The following is a 19,238-nucleotide window of genomic DNA, read 5'->3' as shown; positions in this document are numbered from 1 at the left end:
TCTCATCTTGGTTTCATCTTATGCTTATATAATAAATTCATGACCCCCCTTTATTATATATTCTCTCTTGAAGCCTGCAGCCTCGTGCCGCAGGCTTCCTTTTTTTCAGGCAGCATAGGCGACCGATTCGAGCAAAAAAGGAATAACCTTCTCCCAAAAGACAGGATCTTGTTCCGATGTGCTATGTCCTTCGGTCGATACGAATAATGTATGTATCATGTCATTAGGCATTTGATCCTTTAATTCCCGCAGATCCTCTGAACTTATAAACCCATCACCATTCGAGTGAATCATCATGACCGGCGTCCGTTCAATGTCCGCGCTGCCCGCATGTTTAGCGAGTACTAATGGAATACTTGCTTCTTTGAACTCGGCCGAAGATATACCTGAGCGAATAAGCCATATTTTCGGTATGAGATAGGCTAATGGAAAAAGCGGTATATTTTTGCGTCGCAGCTCTGACTTCATCATCGTTTCGAATCTAACGGGCATCGAGTCCGTTACGACCGCGCGCACCTGCATGCCTTTATCGAGTGCTAGCAGCGCACCGAAGCCTCCTAGTGAATGGCCAAGCACCGCTATTCGGTCTGGATCAACGCCATGAATTGATTTGGCCGTCTCTACCGCAGCTCGCACATCATCCCGGAACATGAGCGCTGATGGCGCGGAAATAGAATCACTGTTGCCGTGACTACGCGCATCATACATTAATATAGAGAATCCCGCTTCATAAAGGGGTCGTGCATACCGAAGCACTCGCGTTCGATTCGAGCCCCAGCCATGCGCGATGACGATAAGTGGACTGAGCCCTTCAATTGACAAGTCAAAGGAAGCTGGCTGAAGCAGCCAGCCCGTAAGCTTAGAGCCATCACTTGTGAAGGAAATCGATTCCCACTGCGTGTCAACATTAGGAGCATCCGCATTCGCAATTCTCCGCGGCTTCTGGCTTCTTACGCCTATTTTCCAAATTAAAAAGGTGATCAACAAAACAATTATGAAGAAGATGATTACTATCCATGAGATTGAGTTCATGCATTAACCTCCTTGCTCTATAACGTTCGTACGATTTCTACAAATTGTCGTGCCCGCTCCGTTACTTGACTAAATTTCCCCTCGCGAACCCATTCCAGATTGACGAGTTTGCCGCCCATTCCAACAGCATTTGCCCCTGCTTTAAAGTAATCGGAAATATTATGTAAATCTACACCACCCGTTGCAATCATCGGTATATCGTTCAGCGGACCGCGAATTTCTTGCAAGTAGCCTATGCCAAGCGTACCCATCGGGAATATCTTCACCGCATCCGCTCCAGCTTTCCATGCCTTCACAATTTCGGTTGGCGTCATCACGCCCGGCCAAACGGAGAGGCCGCGCTCGCGGCCGTAAGCAATAACTTCCTCGTCCAAATTAGGCGAGATGAGAAACTGCGCGCCAGCAGAAACAGCTTGCATAGCAAGCTCTACATCCGTTACCGTACCGGCACCTACAGCTGCCTTCCCGTCAAACTTCGTGCGCCAACGATCAATCATGACTGCAGCACCCTCTGTATTCATCGTGATCTCCATCATATGAATACCGCCATCTATTAAAGCTTGCGCGGTTGCATCTGCATGTCGATCTTCAATCCCTCGTAAAATTGCTACAATTTTGTGCTGCAGCAGCAGCTCTAGCATATCGCCCATTCGCTTCTCCTCCGACTCTTATATTCATTTATTCCCAAAACTGCTTCAAAATGCGCAAAAATAAATTTGGAAACGGCAATGTATTCATATCTTCCTTCGTTATCCAACGATAAGTGCCTGAAGGCGTCATTTCTGCCGGTGCAGAAGCAGTACTAACAGCCGATTTTTGATTAGCGTCATATTCTGAAACCGCTTCAGCAGCAATAGAATTATTATCCAATGCAATAGCAGCAGCTGCGTCTTTGTGTGAATAAGTCTGGTCTCCTAAATCCGCCAAATAAAATCGCATTTTCCAATGAATATGGCTAAAAATATGGTCAGCATCCATAAACCAGCTGCGCGGACGAATTAGCAATCCGGTGTCCGTCTCAACCATCCGGCCGATCATCTCCGCCAGCTCTCCCTGTTCCTTCGGCGCAGCATCGTCCAGCCATTTCACTTTATCCGCAGGCAACAGCAAATGCGGCAGCTCCCACATTTGTGCAAGCAGCCCTGTATCCGGACGCTGCCTAACGAGTACTTTGCCTGCATTCTCCCCGCTTCCGACAACGATTGCTGCCGCTCTAAACTCTGGACGAGGCGGCTTAGCCTTTGTCTTAATAGGCAATTCCATTTCTCTGCCCGCAAGTCTAGCTTCACAATGCTCCATCACGGGACATGGCAAACAGCTAGGCGACTTCGGTGTACATACAAGTGCCCCGAGCTCCATCAGCGCTTGGTTAAAATCACCTGCAGCGCCTTCCGGAATAAGCGAGGCTGCCAGCTTCTCAATGTTAACCCGTGTAGAAGTCTTCGCAATATCGTCCTCTAAGCAAAAGTAACGTGAGAGCACACGCATAACATTACCATCAACTGCCGGCTCTGGACGGTTAAATGCTATGCTCATAATGGCTCCGCTAGTGTAAGGACCTACGCCCTTTAATCCAGCGACAGATGGCTTATCATCTGGAACAATGCCGCCATAACGCTCGACTACTTCTTTCGCTCCTGCTTGCAAATTTCGCGCGCGTGAGTAGTAGCCTAGTCCTTCCCAGCTTTTGAGCACCTCAGTCTCAGGTGCTTCGGCAAGCGCTCTAACGGTAGGGAATTTACTCATGAACTGGTTGTAATACGGAATAACCGTATCCACTCTCGTCTGCTGCAGCATAATTTCTGACACCCATACTCGGTAAGGATCTCTATTCATCCGCCAAGGCAAATCACGCTTAATAAGCCTATACCAGCTCAGAAGCTCTGTACTAAAATACGTTTTTGCATCTATTGCTCCCATTAGTTGTTCTTCTCCTCGTTCATTCTCGTTGTGAGATTCATTTGATTACCGCCGCTAATCTTTCCGATCCGTCTGTATTGAACTGGGGTAATACCTGTGTATTTTTTGAAAAGTCTGGATAAATAGTGATTCTGCATCCCAGCTCGCTTCGCAACCATAGATACTGGAAGCTCCGTTTCCATGAGCAGCTGTTTTGCAAGTGATATTCGGCGATTCGTCACATATTGGATCGGTGAGCAACCCATAATGTTTTTGAATGATGTAATGAAATAATTTGGATGGAGGAAAGCAACTTTCGCCAGATCACCAACTTGAATGTTCTCTTGCAAATTCTCTTCAATGTAAGCGAGCACCTCATTCCACTTCACCTCAAAAGAAGGCCGCTGAACCGTTTGTCTCTGCACGTGACTTTCATCTAAATAAAAGGCAAGAAGCTCGAGCAACGTGGACTTTAGCCTCAGCTCTCTCGTAATAGAGGTGCAATGTTGATGCGCGTTCATTTTGGCAAAAAGCTCCTTCATCATCTGCCCGTCCTGCACGTAAACAAACAGCGGCAGCTGCAACGACTTTATCACTTGAATATCACTCAGTTCTAAACGAAAATGACACCAATAAAATCCGAAATGTTCATTTCCTTCTGTGCCAAACGATTGCTGCGCACCCGCAGGCAGTAGATACAGCGTTTCTGGTTTCAAAATATAACGTTCATTTTTTATGTTTAGCCAGGCCTGACCCTTATCCGTATAGCAGAAACGGAAAAAATCCGGTTCAGATTTTTGCACGAACCAGCCAGGTTCTTTTTCTGTATAGGCGGTCATAATAACCTCGGCTTGAATGTTGTTCAACTGATTTTGCAAAATACTTTCTATTGTCGGGTTCATGAATTCTCCTATAATCAAATCTGAGATATAATATCTATATCTGCGTTGCAAATGGTTAACTATCTTTTCTATTATACGAACTAACGATATAAATTCATATGGAAGTCTTGTGAATATCCAGATAAGTCCTATATTTTCAATATAAATCAATAAGAAGGGATGATATTTTTGAATAAGGTTCGAAGCTTTTCAATTGCAACAACAATTTTGATTACCGTGATGGTGCTAATTTCTATAACAGGCTGTGGAGAAAAGGAAAATGGCATTTCCAAAAAAAAGAATGAACTTAAAGGGCCTGCTGAAGTGATTTCAGTCTATAAGGCAAATTGCGTCAGTTGTCATGGTACGGGACTGCAAGGCAGAGTTGGTCCAGCAACAAATCTTCAGAAAATTGGAGAACGCATGAGTGCTTCAGATATTGCAACACAAATTGAGCAGGGCGAGGGCTCTATGCCTGCCTTTAAGGATCGCTTAACTGCTGAACAAATTGCCGGACTCTCCGATTGGTTAGCAAGCAAAAAATAACAGAAAACAAGCAAAAAAAAGATGCCTTAGCAGATGAAGCTGCTGCTGGCATCTTTTTTACTTGTTATCGCCTAATAGCCGATATGATGACCGTTTATTTTTGGAGATTTCGTGTAATGAAGCTCGGCTTGGCCGGCGTATGTCCAATGTGTCTCGCCCATTTCGGGGTGTATCGGAAACAAATCACCCTGCACCAATACTAAATCTCCGCCCCAATCATCCGAATACAAGCCGTCAAACTCGACCCACTGCCCAGTTTTAAACCGACGCTTCGTTTTTTGAAGCCGCTGCTCATCCATCGTCGACAACCCCTCTCGACTAGCTACCTTGGTATATTACATTCCAAGTATAGTCAAAAGGTTACTCCGATATCCGCTCCGCAACAGCGAACGCAGAAGCTAGCTTCCGCTCGTGTGTAATCGTCACATGAATGCGAACAGCTTCAGGATCAAGCGCTAAGCGCCTCCAAGCCGCCGCCGTTAAGCTGCACTCGGGCTTGCCGCAGCTTCCTCGCAAAATTTCAATGTCCGTAAAACCAATCACATTCCCAATCCCGCAGCCAAAAGCTTTCACGACTGCTTCCTTCGCTGCGAAGCGACCAGCTGTAAATTGATTGAGCCTTTCACCTGAGTACTGTAAAGCCAGCTCTCGCTCTCTCTTTGACAGAATACGCTCCAAGAACTTGCCGCTTGTAGGTCCGTCTAACACTCTCGCTATTCGTGTAATATCAGATAAGTCATGTCCGATGCCGATGATCATACTAACACCCGCCTTTTCCCTGAAAGTGAGATTAGCAGAAGGATCAAATGAAGTCAAGCTTTGCCTATTTTTAAAGCTTATATTCCGTAAAATCAATGAATTCACCATTGATCGATTTTTCACTGCCACCCTGTTTACCTGCACTTAGCTCGAGTACACTCTTATCATGACACACATAGCGTACGCTTAGCTCATTCTCAGATGACCATGCTGGCATATTTCCCTTTGCCTCAGCAACAAATGCCTCATAGCTGCTTATGCCTCTCTTCCGAGCATCACTATGACTAATTGCCTCAACAATTACACCGTTCCGAGAGCCTTCACTTGTCACAATATACCGGTCAGAAAGATTTTGCAGTTCAAAGGGCTGCATCAAATATACGGCCAAATAAACATGATCGGTCTGGCCGAGCAAAATACCAGACTCCTGCTGCCAAGCTATAGACGGCAATACTCCTATAATTTGATTAGCTGCACCTGATGGAATAGGATATAGCGCTGCAATCGTATTTTTATAAAATAGAACTTCTGTATGCTCCGTTTGATGTCTCAAATCATCCTTTGCGTTCGACTCTGCCGGATGGAAGAAATACAATTGATTCACGCCGTTTTGCTGCCCTAACGGCAAAGAAATATCCCAACGATGCTGCTCATTGTCAAACTCCGTGAATCGTTCCCACATTCCCCCTGCCGCAAAATCCGATGTAATGTAGGCATAGCTGTGGAGCTTATATGTCGACTCGTCTGTCAGCTTCGTGATCACCTTTTTCACCTCGGTTGGTTCACATCGATTCATTGCTGTAAGGCGGGCTGTTTCTGGTGCCTCATAAAATAGAAATCCCGCATACTCCGTACGAGGCAATTGTGCAGGAAGCTCAAAATCACCGAATTGCACATAGTCGTGCAGAACATTGCTGTCTAGCGGGAGATCATGCATCTGACCGCGGCAATGCGCACCGACATAAGCGCCTTTCAAGTAGAATGCCGCTCTCTCGTTCCAGAGAAAATCCAGCATCTCAGCCAGCTCTAGTTTAATTGCTGAATCGTTTATCTCATGCCAAGCACAGGTGAATGCCTGCACCCAATGCCAGAACCAAGGCAAGCTGCTGTATTCGGACATACCATACTTGCGAACATGAGCCAAAGTTAGCTGAAGATTGTTCCGACCGTCCGCCAGTAGTTCCGCGTCATCGAACAATTGCCCGAAAATCAGCTTCGCAGCTGTATATTTAGCATCGTGATGACCAAAAACATTTTTCTGATTGTAAAAACCGCTTCGATAAATATGTACCAGCGCAGTATCGAATGCCTGTACGAGCTTATCATCAAAATAAGACCTGTAACGGTTAGCAAAAAAGGCCATCAAGCTGCCCATCAGCTCAACTGGCAGTGTATTAGGCTTCGAGTCCTTGAGAACCGGCTCCAGCCTCAGCGGCCAGTGACCATAGGTGTCGCTGTCTCCCTTCTGATCTTGAAGAGCAAGAACCTCAAGCAGAACAGCTGCTGCGGTTTGTTTGGCGGCTTCTCTATCGAATGGCAACTGAAAGGATAGATCAACAGAAGCTGCGAACAAATACGATGCATAATAAAAGTTATCGCGTATATCGTGATGAAACCATATTCCACTGCTTAAGATTGGCTGCTGCTGCTGCGCTGCTATCGCGATTTTCTGAATAATTTCATTTTGATTAGCTGTAAAGCTCATTAGACGCGTCTCCTCAATTGACTATTTTTTCTTCTTATCATATATAATTTCATTACTAAGGGGAACCTCTTCGTTGCATGCGAACTTTCATTAGATATCTATCCATTACCAAAGCAACCAGTATGCCTGCACTGTACCTGATCAAATCTACAGTTAAAAAACCGCTCCCGAGCACTAACGCACCCAAAACTGTACTTCGAATCTCATTGATCCATTCTGCCTGATACAGCTGACTAAGCTCGATGCCAAAACAAAAGATAACGCTCACTACTGCAGCCCAAAACATTCTCTTACGTACCCACACTGTGCGAACGCCAAAATAAATCATGCTCGCCCATAGCGCATCACCAAAATGCTCCGCCACGAACACTGGCAGGAAATCAGCAAACAACCTAGAGCTGTATCCAAGCACCATCGTAATGGTCATTGCGATAATGTACGGTATCCTCGCTTTCAATGCGTGCTCACCTTCTAAACCATATTTGTATGGATAATCTAAAAAGACTGCCCCCGCCGATTTCTCGGTTTAAGGAACAGTCTCTTAATCAATTCACTAATGCTTAAATACCCGGAATAGGGGAGCGCTTGTGCTCGGTTTTTAAATATTGTTTCTCAAGCTTCTCGCGAGCCTCGTCGGCGATTTCCTTGCCTTCAAGATAATCGCTATTATCACCATAAGTGATACCAAGCTCATCCTCATCGGTTTGTCCGTCCCACAGGCCTGCTGTCGGTGCTTTGTCGAGCACGCTTTGCGGCACGCCGATATGGGATGCAAGCTCACGAACCTGCCGTTTGTTAAGCGTACTAAGCGGAGTTACATCAACCGCACCATCGCCCCACTTGGTATAGAAACCAGTAATGGCTTCAGATGCATGATCCGTTCCGACTACAATTAGATTCAGGTCGAACGCGAGTGCGTATTGCATGACCATTCGCGTTCTAGCTTTTATATTGCCTTTGCCTCCGCGGCTCAAATGACGCGGAATGCCTAACGACTTAAAGCCATGCTCTACCTCAATCGTAATTTCATCGACAGCTTCTTCGATATTCGTCTCCACGCGATGCTTCAACTGGAAAGCTTCCGCAACTGCATAGCTGTCAGCAATATCGGATTGCTGGGCATAAGGCTGAAACACGCCAAGTGTCATATACTCGCGGCCCGTCTCTGAGCTAAGCTCATCCGTTGCCCGCTTGCAAAGACCCGCTGCAACCGCGCTGTCTATGCCGCCGCTAATCGCGATTAACAAGCCCGTCGTACCCGATTGCTTCACGAATTGCTTCAAGAAATCAACTCGTTTACGAATTTCCTGATCCGGATCAATTTTGGGCTGAACGCCTAATCTTTCAATGATTTCTTGTTGTAAGCTCATAGTTTACCGTCCTAAGTTAGCGGCAAAACCGATCGAAAGCGTCTGTCAGATCGGCTGCAATATCCGCTGCGGAACGATTTTCGATCTGATGGCGCTCAATGAAGTGTACTAGCTCTCCGTCCTTCATCAAAGCAATTGAAGGGGAAGATGGAGGGTAAGGAGCAAAATATTCACGAGCTTTTGCAGTCGCTTCTTTATCTTGACCTGCAAATACTGTATACAAATGATCAGGAGTAATATCATGCTGAAGCGCATCAGCTACGCCTGGGCGACATTGGCCAGCTGCACAGCCGCAAACGGAATTGATAACAACAAGTGCTGTTCCTTTTGCGTTTGGCAATTTCTCTTCTACTTCTTCAGGTGTACGAAGCTCCTGAATACCAATGCGAGTAAGATCGTCTCTCATAGGCTGCACCATATCTAACATGTATCGTTCGAATGACATCGACATCGAAACACACTCCTTTTAATTACTTTATTTTAGCTACTATTATACCGTCCGTAGTCAAAATAAAGCAACCGGAGCGCGTTCACTCCGGCTGTTCTTTTTCAGCTTATTGGGGAGAATCTTTCTGCTTGTCCAAACCATACGCCGCGTTTTTGTCGGGATGAGTAAATATTCCTCCTTGCGGCGGAAGGCCCTTCTCAAAAATATCCCGGTTCTCCGCCGTTAGAAAGCCCACATCCTTAAATGGATGCACCCATTCGTCACCTGCCATAACAGCAGGATCAGTATCCTCACTCCACTGTGACAGCGGTGAATTAGGAGATTCATAATCATGATCACCTATGACAACGCCATGCGAGTTCACAAACGGCGCACGGCCTCCCCGCCCTTCACGAAACTGCGGCAAAAACTCGATTTCATAAGGATCTAATGCGGGATCATCTTTCGGATGTATCCCTTCACTCTTCTGAGTATGATCCGTCATATGATCACCCCCGCACTACGTTGAAGGACGATTAGGTCCATCCAATTTCTTGTCAAACCCAGCCGACTCTGGCGACTTGCTTTTAGCCCCCGAATTATTGGCAGCTTGTTTAGCTTGCTCAGCCGAACGACCCTTTTCTTCATTATGCTGTGTCATCGGTAACGCCTCCTTCCATCAGAAAATCTAACCGCTTTAGCCGGTTATCTTTCGAAGGTAGTATGCGCAGCAATGGCATTCCTTATAAATCCTGAGATAGCTACTTTATTAAGTATGAGCCTTTAACTTGCGCGTTCTTCCGGCAGGAGGAAGGTTACTATAAAAGCAGTGCCTTCCCCTTCCTTCGATTCAACATCGATTCGTCCATTGTGCCGCTGAGCGATACTTAAGCATAATGGCAGGCCTAGTCCCGTACCTTGTGTCTTCGTCGAGAAAAAGGGCTCGAACAAATGCTCCATCTGCTCGGAAGGTATGCCGACACCTTGATCGGCAATGCGCAGTTCGATTTTATTCCCCCAATTATGGGTACTAATATGTAATGTTCCCTTATTGCCCATAGCTTCCATTCCGTTACGAGCAATATTAAGAAACAGCTGCTTAATCTCTCTATCATTCATCATTATCAAAGGCAAATTTTCGCAAAGGCTTAATTCAATCGATTGACCACGTAAATTCGCATCAGCACTAATTAATGGGATGATTTCATTAACAACCTCATGCAATGAGGACAGCTCCATCGTGAGTTCTCTATTCTGAGCAAGTGATAAAAAATCACTAATAATCATATTTGCACGGTCCAGCTCATCAATTACAATCCCAAAGTACTCCTCTTGGTTTCTTGGACTCCGTTCTTGAATCAGTTGAACAAAACCTCGGATAACCGCCATCGGATTACGTATTTCATGAGTAATGCTCGCAGCCATTTGGCCAACTAGGCTTAGTCGTTCCATGCGGCCAACCTCACTCTGAAGCTGACGAAGTTCTGTTACATCCTGTACGATAAGCGCCGCTCCTGCATTCTGATCATTTAACGATGAATTGATCAAAATAGTTGTCAGAAGCAGCATTTTGTCAGCGTTAACATAAGGCACAAGTGAGCTCTTCTCACCATTTAACGCCTCAGAAAGCAGCTTTATACACAAATCATTCGTATCCTGAAAAACAATCGGAAAGGTTGTGCCAAGCAGCCTCTTATCCCTTGTATGAAGACTGAGCACCGACTCTGCCATTTCATTAATGTGCGTAATTCGACCTTCTCTATCAATAATAATTACACCAAATAATGTTTCATCAATAAAATGCTGCAGCTTCTCCACTTCGTTACGATAATTGGCTGACACTAGATTTACTTCATCGTAGAGCAGTTGTTTCTCCTTAACATTCTCTATAATAAAAATAGAGATCCATGTTGCTACTAATGAAGCAGAAAGAGAAAGAAGCTGAGTCTGCACCATATCAATTGACCACCACTTGCCATGTACTAACATGAAACCCGTAATGGTTACAATATAATACAAAATCAAAATCGCCATAATCAGCAAGCCCTTCTGTTCTTTCCGCTCCTTGCAGAGAACCGAGGAAGGCCTGAACGAAGGAATGGACACCAGCATAAGTGGAATAAAACCAACGAGGAAAATGACCAAGCTGATCGTTTCCCATGTGCTTTCGAGCATTGGGATTCGCACAACGAGATAAATGATCGAAAGAACAACTAATGAGGGCACACCGCCATAAAGTGATCCGATCATATACGGAATCAGCCTGAAATCGACTTCATGGCCATGTAAGTTTGGTGCAGTCACCATGCATAATATCATGGATATGCCGCAAAATACGCTCATAAAGATCGGCAATCCCTTCCATCTTTGATCTTTATCAAACCAAAGCTGAAAGGCAAAGACAGGCAATAAGGACACAATGAATTGTAAGAGCAATTCTTTAAACACAGACGTCCGATCCCCCTACTATGCGTGAATCTATATCATTTTATTAAGGTTTTATCATGTAAAAACATGGATTTTTATAACAATCTATTAATCCGATTAAAACATAGATTTTAGCTTTTTACAATTGCTCTTCTATCCACTTTATGATCAATTGAATAGCCTGCTCACCTTCCAAATCGTTGTGCAGTTCGTGATATCCACCGTCCCAACGTTTAAAGGAACTTCGGTCTCCGAGTCGCTCGGCTATCAGAGCACTTGCATCTAGTGAAGTAACTCGATCCGAGGTACCATGCATGAGCAGGAGAGGTACTTGCAGATCTGATGCATGAGCAATAGCCCACTCACCGCCTTCGGTAATTTCCGTAAAGGTATGGAGCGTAATTTTTGTATGACATAATGGATCCTCCACGATCGGAGCGGCTTGATCATAACCTGGACGAAATAGATCAGCAGCATTTAAGCCTGTTGATTGATGCATCGTTGGAATAACGGAAGCTAGTTTCCGGCCAAACCACTCCACTGCAGGATGCGGTTTGAATGCTAGACGCAGCCAAGGACTTGTGAGTATGAGACCTTGAATCGGAGGCAGCAGACGTAATGCACAGTTAAGCGCCACATTGCCCCCCATGCTGTGACCATATAAGAAGATCGGACTACCGGGGTGCCGCTTGCCAGCCACTTCAATCATTAGAGCAGCATCGCTAACAGCTGCACCAAGCGAATGCAGATGTCCTCGTTTGCCTGATGAGCGGCCGTGACCTTGCTGGTCCAGCGCGATTAGAACAAACCCAGCAGCTGTAAATTGTGCGGCTACATGACCATAACGATCACCATGCTCCCCCATCCCGTGAACGAGACAGACAACCGCTTTCGTCTCCTCTGTTTCTGATTTCCATTCCCTTAGAAATAGTTCTGACCCTTTTGCGCCAGTTATCTTCCATTCGTCACGCAGCATTCAAACGCCGCCTTTCTTTTGTGGTATTATAATACTACTAATAAAATAGCAGGTGGAAAGCGATGCAATATGATGCAATTGTAATTGGCGGGGGTTCTGCGGGTCTAATGGCTAGCATTGCCGCAAGCAAGGATGGCGCTAAGGTGCTGCTGCTGGATAAAGGTGATAAATTAGGCCGCAAGCTCGGCATATCCGGCGGCGGCAGATGTAATGTAACTAATAATAAAGAGTTGGACGAGCTGATCAAGCATATTCCCGGTAACGGGCGTTTTCTTCACAGTACCTTCTCCAACTTCAATAACAAAGATATTATCGCGTTTTTCGAGAACCTCGGGATTGCTCTTAAGGAAGAGGACAACGGCCGAATGTTCCCTGTATCCGACAAGGCAAAGACTGTAGTTGATACGCTTATTAATCAAGTACGCAAACAAGGCGTTAAGATCATATTGAACGCTCCCGTCGATCATATCATGTATGATAACGGAAGAGTCACAGGCGTGCGTATAAAAGCTGGTGAAACATTCCGTGCGAGCAGTGTAATCGTAGCCTCAGGCGGGAAATCTGTACCCCAGACCGGCTCAACCGGTGACGGATACGCCTGGGCAGAGAAGGCTGGGCATTCCATAACAGAGCTATTTCCAACCGAAGTGCCGCTCACATCGAATGAACCATTTATCGTAAGTAAGGAGCTGCAAGGTCTTTCGCTGCGAGACGTTGCTCTGTCCGTCTGGAACCCTAAAGGCAAACAGATTATTTCGCATCAAGGCGATATGCTCTTTACCCATTTCGGTATCTCGGGCCCAATCGTACTGCGATGCAGTCAATTTGTAGTGAAAGCACTGAAGCAATTTCAGACAGGTAATATTGAAGTTGCGATCGACCTGATGCCGGATAAGAGCAAAGATGAGGTTTATAGAGAAACATTGAAGCTCGCTGAACTCGAATCCAAAAAAACGATTAAAAATGTACTTAAAAGCTGCTTGCCTGAAAAAATGATTCCGATTCTGCTTCAGAAAGCAGGTTTAGCAGAGAGCCTTACTTATGACAATATTCCAAAACAAGATTGGATAGCCCTATCCCAGCTAATCAAGCATTTTCCGATTAGAGTGTACGGCTCTTTGTCCATTGAAGATGCATTCGTAACCGGAGGCGGCATTCAATTAAAGGAAATCGATCCTAAAACGATGCAATCCAAGCTCATGAGCGGACTATTTTTTTGCGGAGAAATATTGGATATACATGGCTATACCGGTGGCTATAACATTACAGCAGCTTTCTCGACCGGCTATACAGCTGGATTAAATGCTGTACTTCAATAAATGATACAAAAAGGCTGTCAAAAACGTCATTTGACGCTGAGACAGCCTTTTTTTGATGTGTATGTATTTGAATGTTAAATTCGCACATCACCTGAGAAATGATCATACGTCCCGGGATCCGGTAGAAACTCCTCATCGTAATCTGCTGCGTCGTCACGATTGTGCAGCCCCTCTATTTCTTCACCTTTACTATAAGACGACGCCCAATCCTCATTTACGAGATGTGCTGGAATGGCTATCGTATCAAGCGAATAGGCACTACCTGTTACAGCATCCGCATCAATATTAGCTTGCTCGACGAGCTGCCCTCCATGCGATTGTGCAATTTCTAGTGCCGATGTGACATCGCTTCTCTCTAAATGTACATGCATACTGCTTCCCTCATGAAGAACCGTCTCGTATCCGAGCTCCCTAAGCGTCTCGCAAGCGAGAGCTGCACTCTGAGCATCGTTAAAATCAAATAGTAAAGCTGAATTCGTAGACAACAGCGATCATCCTTTCTAACGTTTTGTATAACATACCCAATTCATTAAAAATCATGTAAAAAAATATAGTGAAATGATAAGAACATATTTAATCACAAATAACCATGTCATTACGTTAGGTTCTGTGACATAATCATTCCATAAACGTACCGCCTATGCTAATTGATGGGGAGGGTGTCATTGATGAATCATTTATTTTATTTGCTATCGGATCCTATGCTTATCGTCGAGTACGACGAATCCCGTTGGTCTATTCGCGATGTCAATCAAGCTTTTGCAGCCTTTTCCGGCTTTAAGAAATCGGATCTCTTACTGCTCGATCCATCAACAATCATCTCGACACAGGAAACGAGTCTCTCCTTTGATGATGCCATCCATCAGCTTGCCGATGAGCAAGCTCTCTCGCCATTGCTTGAGTGTACACTAGTCACCAAGTTCTCGACTCCAGCGGACGTGCGCCTGTCCTGCCGTATGTTGCAGCTTGATGAGCGCATCGTTTATGTCATCATATGCAAGGATTTACGTGAAGAAAAATGGATTGATAATTATATTTTGCAGCATAAAATTATGATCTCTGCTCTTGTAAATGAACGTTATAATATTTTGAGCTTTAAGCATTATTATGCCCCTGTGCAGCAGCCCTCCTCTTCATATGTAAACAGAACGATATTCGAGCTGGTGCCAGATCATGAACAAAATAAGGTGAAACAAGTACTTGAATATGCCAAAAACAACCGAACATCTGAATCTATCAACATCCAGCTTAAGCTTGGAGACCGCTGCTATAACGCCGATGCGGTGATTCAGCCTTTTTACAATGGCAATCGGAGCTTAAAAAACTTTGTCGTCATATTGACCAGCCTTCATATGAACGATCAAGAGGATGACCCCTCTTATAAACTTCGCATGCTCATGCTTAGTAAAAATATATCTGTGACCTCACTTGCACAATCTACGCTTATCTCTCTTACGACCATTTCCAAAATTCGCAACGGAAAAATAAAAAAGCCTCAGCGTCTAACGGCTGAATTGATCGCCGGAGAGCTGGGCGTAAAACCCGAAATGATATGGAGCAGTTATAAACGTTAATAGTATAACCCTAGCTCGAACAAGAAAAAAGAAAGGACCCTCACCCTTCAATAGAGGATAATGGTCCTTCCTTTTTCTATCGTTTAGCCGCGATAAGGCGCAAGTGCCTCATTCAAGCTTCTCGTTTGCTCATATACTTGCTGATAAACCTTGAATAGGCCAGCATATGCAGCAACCGCTTCAGGCTGCGGAGAATACGAATCCGCATGTTTAACGAATGTATTGGAGCAGGACTCCAAGCTGTCGAACCAGCCTGCTCCATATGCAGCAAGCATAGCAGCACCTAAACCAGGTCCTTGCTCGTTTTCCAGTGCTACTACCTTAGCATCAAAAATATCAGCCTGCATTTGCAGCCAAACTGGATTTTGTGCGCCGCCGCCGATGGAAATAATCGTATCGACCGTTTTGCCTGCACGTCTGAACAAATCGACTGACTCATTAAGCGAGAAAGTGATCCCTTCCATAACCGCGCGAGCAAAGTGAATACGTTCATGTGAACCATCAACTCCGATGAAGCTTGCACGAATAACTGAATCCGCATGTGGGGTACGTTCACCAACAAGATATGGTGTAAACAGCAGTCCGCCCGCTCCCGGCTTCACGGTATCAACACCTTGGAGCAATTGATCAAAGGATTCATCAGGTGCGAATGTTTTCTTGAACCAGCTTAAGCTGTAGCCAGCAGCAAGTGTCACACCCATCGCATAGAACGAATCCTCCTTGCCGTGATTAAAGAAATGCACCTTGCCCGCAAAATCCTTCGTTTTGTCATTCTCATAGGAGAGAATAACACCGGATGTACCGATACTGCAAAGCGTTAAGCCTTCGGATAAAATACCCGATCCAATCGCTCCGCATGCATTGTCCGCTCCACCTGCAAATACCTTTGTCGTTGCCGGCAGCCCTGTGAGGTCAGCAAACCTCGGCAGCAAAGTGCCAACTAGTCCATGCGACTCCACAAGCGGCGGACAGAAGCTCGCTGGAAGCTCGAATGCTTCAAGCACTTCATTGCTCCATGCTTTGCCTGCTACATCAAGCAAAAGCGTGCCTGCTGCATCCGAGTAATCCATATGCAGCTCGCCAGTTAAGCGATAGCGAAGATAATCCTTCGGCAGAAGGAACAGCTTCGCCTTCGCAAAGGCTTCCGGCTCGTTCTCGCGAACCCAAAGGATTTTGGGAAGGGTAAAGCCTTCCAAAGCCGGATTGCGGGTAATGCTAAGCAGCTTATCACCAAGCGTACGATCGATTTCACGGCATTGCCCCGTTGTGCGTGTATCATTCCATAATATAGCGTTCCGCACAGGGTCCCCTTCACCATCTAGCAGCACAAGTCCGTGCATCTGACCGGAGAAGCTGATTCCCTCGATAGCATTAGCGTCGATTCCCGCTGTTGAAGTCAGCTCATGCAGCGCTTCAACGGTTCCATCTACCCAATCATCTGCCCGCTGCTCGCTCCACCCGGTAAACGCATGGAACAGCGGGTAACTGCGGGACACTTCTCCAGCCACCGTACCGTCGCGGTCTATGAGCAGCACCTTTACAGCGCTCGTTCCTAAATCTACTCCAATTACATAGCTCATTTGTCAGAGTTCCTCCCGACTTAAACGCTGAAAATAACTTCGCTCAGGATAAGACGAATTCGTTCCTGACGACCTGACTCGTTCTTAATTGGGTTGTTCTGAAGCGCATATTGTTCAAGTGAAGCAAGTGTTGCTTTGCCCGACACGATTTCCGCGCCAATACCTTCTTTGAAGCTGCGGTAACGGTTATCGACGATGTTGTCGAGAATTTTCTCTTCTGTCAATTTCGCAGCTGCCTTCAGCCCCCATGCGAAGCTGTCCATACCAGCGATATGAGCAAGGAACAGATCCTCTGCTTCGAATGATGCACGGCGCACCTTCGCATCGAAGTTGACGCCGCCGCGGCCGATGCCGCCAGCTTTCAATACCTCAAACATCGTTAGTGTAGTCGAATATAGATCAGTAGGGAATTCATCCGTATCCCAGCCAAGAAGCAGGTCGCCTTGGTTCGCATCAAGAGATCCTAGCATGCCGTTGATTGCAGCTGTACGAATTTCGTGCTCGAACGTGTGGCCTGCGAGCGTAGCATGGTTCGCTTCAAGGTTAAGCTTAAAGTGATCCTTCAATCCGTATTTTTGCAAGAAAGAGATGGTTGTCGCTGCATCGAAGTCGTATTGGTGCTTCATCGGCTCTTTCGGTTTCGGCTCAATGAGGAACTGAGCGTCAAAGCCGATTTCCTTCGCATATGCGATAGCCATGTGGTACAAACGAGCAAGGTTATCCAGCTCAAAGCCCATATCGGTGTTAATGAGCGTTTCGTAACCCTCGCGGCCGCCCCAGAAAACGTAGTTTTCCGCGCCGAGCTCTTTACCGACTTCAAGACCCTTCTTCAATTGTGCACCAGCATAAGCGTAGACGTCAGCATCGCACGTTGTGCCAGCCCCATGAACATAACGAGGATTGCTGAACATATTAACCGTATTCCAAAGCAGCTTTTTGCCGGAGGATTTCATATTATCTTTCAACAAAGCTACGATAACATCAAGATTTTTATTCGTTTCTTGCAGCGTTTCGCCCTCAGGCGCAATGTCCACATCGTGGAACGCGAAGAAAGGAATATTCAATTTATTCATAAACTCAAAGTTAGCTTCAACGCGTGCTTTCGAACGATCAAGGCCGGTATATTGATCCCAATCGCGAAACATTGTAGCTGAGCCGAACGGGTCCGAACCATTCGCATTAAATGTATGCCAGTATGCTACCGCGAAGCGAAGATGCTCTTCCATCGTTTTGCCCATGATCACTTGGTTTGGATCGTAATGTTTGAATGCAAGCGGATTATCAGAGCCCTTACCTTCAAATTGGATTGTGTTAATATTTTTAAAATAAGTCATCGTAATCAAAATCCTCCTTCATGGAATTCGCTATTTTTGAGAGTGCTTACATAAAGAATAACATGCATTAACTTAGTTTGTCTATTAAACAAACTAAGTATTTGTGTTAAAATAAATGAACATATAATTTTCATGATACAATGATAAATATTGTGACTTGGACGGAGGCTTTCTTTTTTGAAAATGAAACCAACAGGCGATTTAGCGCTCATCAAAAAAATAAATACAGCCATTGTACTCGAAGCCGTGCTCTCCCATGCCCCGCTCTCGCGAGCGCAAATATCCGAGCGTACAGGACTAAATAAAGCAACCGTCTCCAGCCTTGTTCAGGATTTGATCGATGGTCATCTGGTCGTGGAGAACGGCCCTGGGCAATCCAGCGGCGGACGAAAACCCGTCATGCTGCTATTCAAAGGAACAGCTGGTTATGCAATCGGTGTCGATCTTGGCGTCAACTATATTCGCGGCATGCTGGTCGATTTGGAGGGAAATGTTATTGCCGAGCACCAGCGCGATCTGAAGCAGCAGGATGCCGCTCATGTAATCGAGCAGTTAATCGCTTGTATTGAGCTGCTTGTTAATGAAGCACCGAACAGCGCTTATGGAATTGTCGGAATTGGCGTCGGCGTGCCAGGTATCGTTGATGATAACGGCGCTATTCTGTTTGCACCAAATTTGAAGTGGCGTCAGGTTGAGCTGCAGCAACTGCTCGAGAAGCGTTTCAATTTGCCGATTACCATTGACAATGAAGCGAACGCAGGAGCACAAGGGGAGCAGAAATACGGTGCAGGACGAGGCATTCCAAACCAAATTTATGTCAGCGTAGGAATAGGAATTGGCACGGGCATTATTTTGAATAAGGAATTATATAAGGGGGCATCCGGCTTCTCCGGGGAACTTGGTCATCTCTCGATAGAGTATGGAGGCAAATCCTGCAGCTGCGGCAATCGCGGCTGCTGGGAGCTATATGCTTCTGAGAATGCTTTGCTTGAGAGCACTGCATCCTTAGGTTTCGAGAACTTGGACGAGCTGCTGCTGGCAGCGACAGCCGGCGACGAGCAAGTTATCGCTCACATAAGCGCAATAGGCGATTATTTAGGTGCAGGTATTGCCAATATCGTCAACGTATTTAATCCAAACGTTGTCATCATTGGCAATCGCATGAGCCGTGCTGCAAAGTGGCTTGAGCCAGCCGTACAAGCAGCCGTCGATCAGCGTACGCTCTCATATCATCGAGAGCGTATGCGAATATTATTCGCAGAGCTTCAGGAGCAATCTGCGGTTCGCGGCGCGGCACATTACGCCATCAGTAAGTTTTTCACAAAAATCAAAAGCGGACAGTAAGCCGCTCTTCGGTGCAAAACTGACCTCCAATAAAACAGCAGCAGCAGCCCTGGACCTAAACAAAG

Annotated in this window: 21 protein-coding genes; 4 read left to right on the top strand and 17 right to left on the bottom strand. The window is 45.8% G+C overall.

Annotated elements, in window-relative coordinates:
* Window positions 1–105 precede the first annotated feature (105 nt).
* Genes AC0YN6_RS07480 through AC0YN6_RS07465 form a run of 4 tightly spaced genes read right to left on the bottom strand, consistent with a single transcriptional unit; the run spans window position 106 to window position 3,833 of the window.
* Complete coding sequence (locus tag AC0YN6_RS07480; RefSeq protein ID WP_475746045.1) at window positions 106–1,032, bottom strand: alpha/beta hydrolase; 927 nt, start codon at window positions 1,030–1,032, stop codon at window positions 106–108.
* A 17-nt stretch (window positions 1,033–1,049) separates the two neighbouring features.
* A complete protein-coding gene (locus AC0YN6_RS07475; RefSeq protein ID WP_475746044.1) occupies window positions 1,050–1,682 on the bottom strand; it encodes a bifunctional 4-hydroxy-2-oxoglutarate aldolase/2-dehydro-3-deoxy-phosphogluconate aldolase in 633 nt (210 codons plus the stop codon).
* A 28-nt stretch (window positions 1,683–1,710) separates the two neighbouring features.
* Window positions 1,711–2,952: an A/G-specific adenine glycosylase gene (gene mutY, locus AC0YN6_RS07470; protein ID WP_475746043.1), complete on the bottom strand. Its 1,242-nt coding sequence runs from the start codon at window positions 2,950–2,952 to the stop codon at window positions 1,711–1,713.
* Window positions 2,952–3,833, bottom strand: a complete 882-nt coding sequence (locus AC0YN6_RS07465) for a helix-turn-helix domain-containing protein (protein WP_475746042.1) — start codon at window positions 3,831–3,833, stop codon at window positions 2,952–2,954. The genes mutY and AC0YN6_RS07465 overlap by 1 nt, the downstream gene beginning before the upstream one ends.
* A gap of 168 nt (window positions 3,834–4,001) precedes the next feature.
* Between AC0YN6_RS07465 and AC0YN6_RS07460 the strand changes: the two genes are divergently transcribed.
* The gene (locus AC0YN6_RS07460; protein ID WP_475746041.1) at window positions 4,002–4,358 is read left to right on the top strand and encodes a c-type cytochrome; all 357 of its coding nucleotides are present in this window, start codon (window positions 4,002–4,004) and stop codon (window positions 4,356–4,358) included.
* A gap of 71 nt (window positions 4,359–4,429) precedes the next feature.
* Here AC0YN6_RS07460 and AC0YN6_RS07455 read toward each other — a convergent pair whose 3' ends face one another.
* The 10 genes from AC0YN6_RS07455 to AC0YN6_RS07410 form a co-directional block, all read right to left on the bottom strand.
* A complete protein-coding gene (locus AC0YN6_RS07455; protein ID WP_475746040.1) occupies window positions 4,430–4,657 on the bottom strand; it encodes a hypothetical protein in 228 nt (75 codons plus the stop codon).
* A 61-nt stretch (window positions 4,658–4,718) separates the two neighbouring features.
* Window positions 4,719–5,117 (bottom strand): holo-ACP synthase, encoded by a 399-nt coding sequence (gene acpS / locus AC0YN6_RS07450; protein WP_475746038.1) that lies wholly within the window; start codon window positions 5,115–5,117, stop codon window positions 4,719–4,721.
* Between the two features lie 70 nt (window positions 5,118–5,187).
* Complete coding sequence (locus AC0YN6_RS07445; RefSeq protein ID WP_475746037.1) at window positions 5,188–6,822, bottom strand: hypothetical protein; 1,635 nt, start codon at window positions 6,820–6,822, stop codon at window positions 5,188–5,190.
* A 55-nt stretch (window positions 6,823–6,877) separates the two neighbouring features.
* On the bottom strand, window positions 6,878–7,279 hold the full coding sequence (locus tag AC0YN6_RS07440) for a ribosomal maturation YjgA family protein (protein ID WP_475746036.1): 402 nt from the start codon (window positions 7,277–7,279) through the stop codon (window positions 6,878–6,880).
* 103 nt (window positions 7,280–7,382) lie between these two features.
* Window positions 7,383–8,192: an ammonia-dependent NAD(+) synthetase gene (gene nadE, locus AC0YN6_RS07435; protein ID WP_475746035.1), complete on the bottom strand. Its 810-nt coding sequence runs from the start codon at window positions 8,190–8,192 to the stop codon at window positions 7,383–7,385.
* A 16-nt stretch (window positions 8,193–8,208) separates the two neighbouring features.
* Complete coding sequence (locus tag AC0YN6_RS07430; protein ID WP_054023327.1) at window positions 8,209–8,643, bottom strand: BrxA/BrxB family bacilliredoxin; 435 nt, start codon at window positions 8,641–8,643, stop codon at window positions 8,209–8,211.
* Between the two features lie 103 nt (window positions 8,644–8,746).
* Window positions 8,747–9,124, bottom strand: coding sequence for a DUF3905 domain-containing protein (locus AC0YN6_RS07425; RefSeq protein ID WP_475746034.1), 378 nt, complete (start codon window positions 9,122–9,124; stop codon window positions 8,747–8,749).
* A gap of 15 nt (window positions 9,125–9,139) precedes the next feature.
* Window positions 9,140–9,280 (bottom strand): hypothetical protein, encoded by a 141-nt coding sequence (locus AC0YN6_RS07420; RefSeq protein WP_475746033.1) that lies wholly within the window; start codon window positions 9,278–9,280, stop codon window positions 9,140–9,142.
* A gap of 122 nt (window positions 9,281–9,402) precedes the next feature.
* Window positions 9,403–11,067, bottom strand: coding sequence for a two-component system sensor histidine kinase NtrB (locus AC0YN6_RS07415; RefSeq protein ID WP_475746032.1), 1,665 nt, complete (start codon window positions 11,065–11,067; stop codon window positions 9,403–9,405).
* Window positions 11,068–11,185: 118 nt separating this feature from the next.
* Complete coding sequence (locus AC0YN6_RS07410; protein ID WP_475746031.1) at window positions 11,186–12,022, bottom strand: lysophospholipase; 837 nt, start codon at window positions 12,020–12,022, stop codon at window positions 11,186–11,188.
* A 62-nt stretch (window positions 12,023–12,084) separates the two neighbouring features.
* On the opposite strand from AC0YN6_RS07410, the gene AC0YN6_RS07405 reads away from it, so the two are divergent.
* A complete protein-coding gene (locus AC0YN6_RS07405) occupies window positions 12,085–13,341 on the top strand; it encodes a BaiN/RdsA family NAD(P)/FAD-dependent oxidoreductase (protein ID WP_475746030.1) in 1,257 nt (418 codons plus the stop codon).
* Window positions 13,342–13,415: 74 nt separating this feature from the next.
* Here the strand turns inward: AC0YN6_RS07405 and AC0YN6_RS07400 are convergent, their stop codons facing one another.
* Window positions 13,416–13,826 (bottom strand): hypothetical protein, encoded by a 411-nt coding sequence (locus AC0YN6_RS07400; protein ID WP_475746029.1) that lies wholly within the window; start codon window positions 13,824–13,826, stop codon window positions 13,416–13,418.
* A gap of 183 nt (window positions 13,827–14,009) precedes the next feature.
* Here AC0YN6_RS07400 and AC0YN6_RS07395 point away from each other — a divergent pair, with 183 nt between their 5' ends.
* Window positions 14,010–14,915 (top strand): helix-turn-helix domain-containing protein, encoded by a 906-nt coding sequence (locus AC0YN6_RS07395; RefSeq protein WP_475746028.1) that lies wholly within the window; start codon window positions 14,010–14,012, stop codon window positions 14,913–14,915.
* A gap of 83 nt (window positions 14,916–14,998) precedes the next feature.
* Here AC0YN6_RS07395 and xylB read toward each other — a convergent pair whose 3' ends face one another.
* On the bottom strand, window positions 14,999–16,495 hold the full coding sequence (gene xylB, locus AC0YN6_RS07390) for a xylulokinase (protein ID WP_475746027.1): 1,497 nt from the start codon (window positions 16,493–16,495) through the stop codon (window positions 14,999–15,001).
* A gap of 20 nt (window positions 16,496–16,515) precedes the next feature.
* Window positions 16,516–17,829, bottom strand: a complete 1,314-nt coding sequence (gene xylA / locus AC0YN6_RS07385) for a xylose isomerase (RefSeq protein WP_475746026.1) — start codon at window positions 17,827–17,829, stop codon at window positions 16,516–16,518.
* A gap of 183 nt (window positions 17,830–18,012) precedes the next feature.
* Here xylA and AC0YN6_RS07380 point away from each other — a divergent pair, with 183 nt between their 5' ends.
* Entirely contained in the window at window positions 18,013–19,173 is a 1,161-nt protein-coding gene (locus tag AC0YN6_RS07380; RefSeq protein ID WP_475746292.1) for an ROK family protein, read from the top strand.
* Window positions 19,174–19,238 lie beyond the last annotated feature (65 nt).

It is taken from the genome of Paenibacillus sp. J22P15, from assembly GCF_056269345.1.
This window is presented reverse-complemented; position numbering and strand designations above follow the sequence as displayed.

Excerpts from the sequence above, each read along its gene's own strand:
- AC0YN6_RS07395 (WP_475746028.1), top strand. The coding sequence starts at position 14,010 with ATGAATCATTTATTTTATTTGCTATCGGATCCTATGCTTATCGTCGAG.
- acpS (WP_475746038.1), bottom strand. The coding sequence starts at position 5,117 with ATGATCATCGGCATCGGACATGACTTATCTGATATTACACGAATAGCG.
- AC0YN6_RS07405 (WP_475746030.1), top strand. The coding sequence starts at position 12,085 with ATGCAATATGATGCAATTGTAATTGGCGGGGGTTCTGCGGGTCTAATG.
- AC0YN6_RS07420 (WP_475746033.1), bottom strand. The coding sequence starts at position 9,280 with ATGACACAGCATAATGAAGAAAAGGGTCGTTCGGCTGAGCAAGCTAAA.
- xylB (WP_475746027.1), bottom strand. The coding sequence starts at position 16,495 with ATGAGCTATGTAATTGGAGTAGATTTAGGAACGAGCGCTGTAAAGGTG.
- AC0YN6_RS07445 (WP_475746037.1), bottom strand. The coding sequence starts at position 6,822 with ATGAGCTTTACAGCTAATCAAAATGAAATTATTCAGAAAATCGCGATA.
- AC0YN6_RS07425 (WP_475746034.1), bottom strand. The coding sequence starts at position 9,124 with ATGACGGATCATACTCAGAAGAGTGAAGGGATACATCCGAAAGATGAT.
- AC0YN6_RS07410 (WP_475746031.1), bottom strand. The coding sequence starts at position 12,022 with ATGCTGCGTGACGAATGGAAGATAACTGGCGCAAAAGGGTCAGAACTA.
- xylA (WP_475746026.1), bottom strand. The coding sequence starts at position 17,829 with ATGACTTATTTTAAAAATATTAACACAATCCAATTTGAAGGTAAGGGC.
- AC0YN6_RS07430 (WP_054023327.1), bottom strand. The coding sequence starts at position 8,643 with ATGTCGATGTCATTCGAACGATACATGTTAGATATGGTGCAGCCTATG.
- AC0YN6_RS07465 (WP_475746042.1), bottom strand. The coding sequence starts at position 3,833 with ATGAACCCGACAATAGAAAGTATTTTGCAAAATCAGTTGAACAACATT.
- AC0YN6_RS07380 (WP_475746292.1), top strand. The coding sequence starts at position 18,013 with ATGAAACCAACAGGCGATTTAGCGCTCATCAAAAAAATAAATACAGCC.
- AC0YN6_RS07480 (WP_475746045.1), bottom strand. The coding sequence starts at position 1,032 with ATGAACTCAATCTCATGGATAGTAATCATCTTCTTCATAATTGTTTTG.
- nadE (WP_475746035.1), bottom strand. The coding sequence starts at position 8,192 with ATGAGCTTACAACAAGAAATCATTGAAAGATTAGGCGTTCAGCCCAAA.
- mutY (WP_475746043.1), bottom strand. The coding sequence starts at position 2,952 with ATGGGAGCAATAGATGCAAAAACGTATTTTAGTACAGAGCTTCTGAGC.
- AC0YN6_RS07475 (WP_475746044.1), bottom strand. The coding sequence starts at position 1,682 with ATGGGCGATATGCTAGAGCTGCTGCTGCAGCACAAAATTGTAGCAATT.
- AC0YN6_RS07455 (WP_475746040.1), bottom strand. The coding sequence starts at position 4,657 with ATGGATGAGCAGCGGCTTCAAAAAACGAAGCGTCGGTTTAAAACTGGG.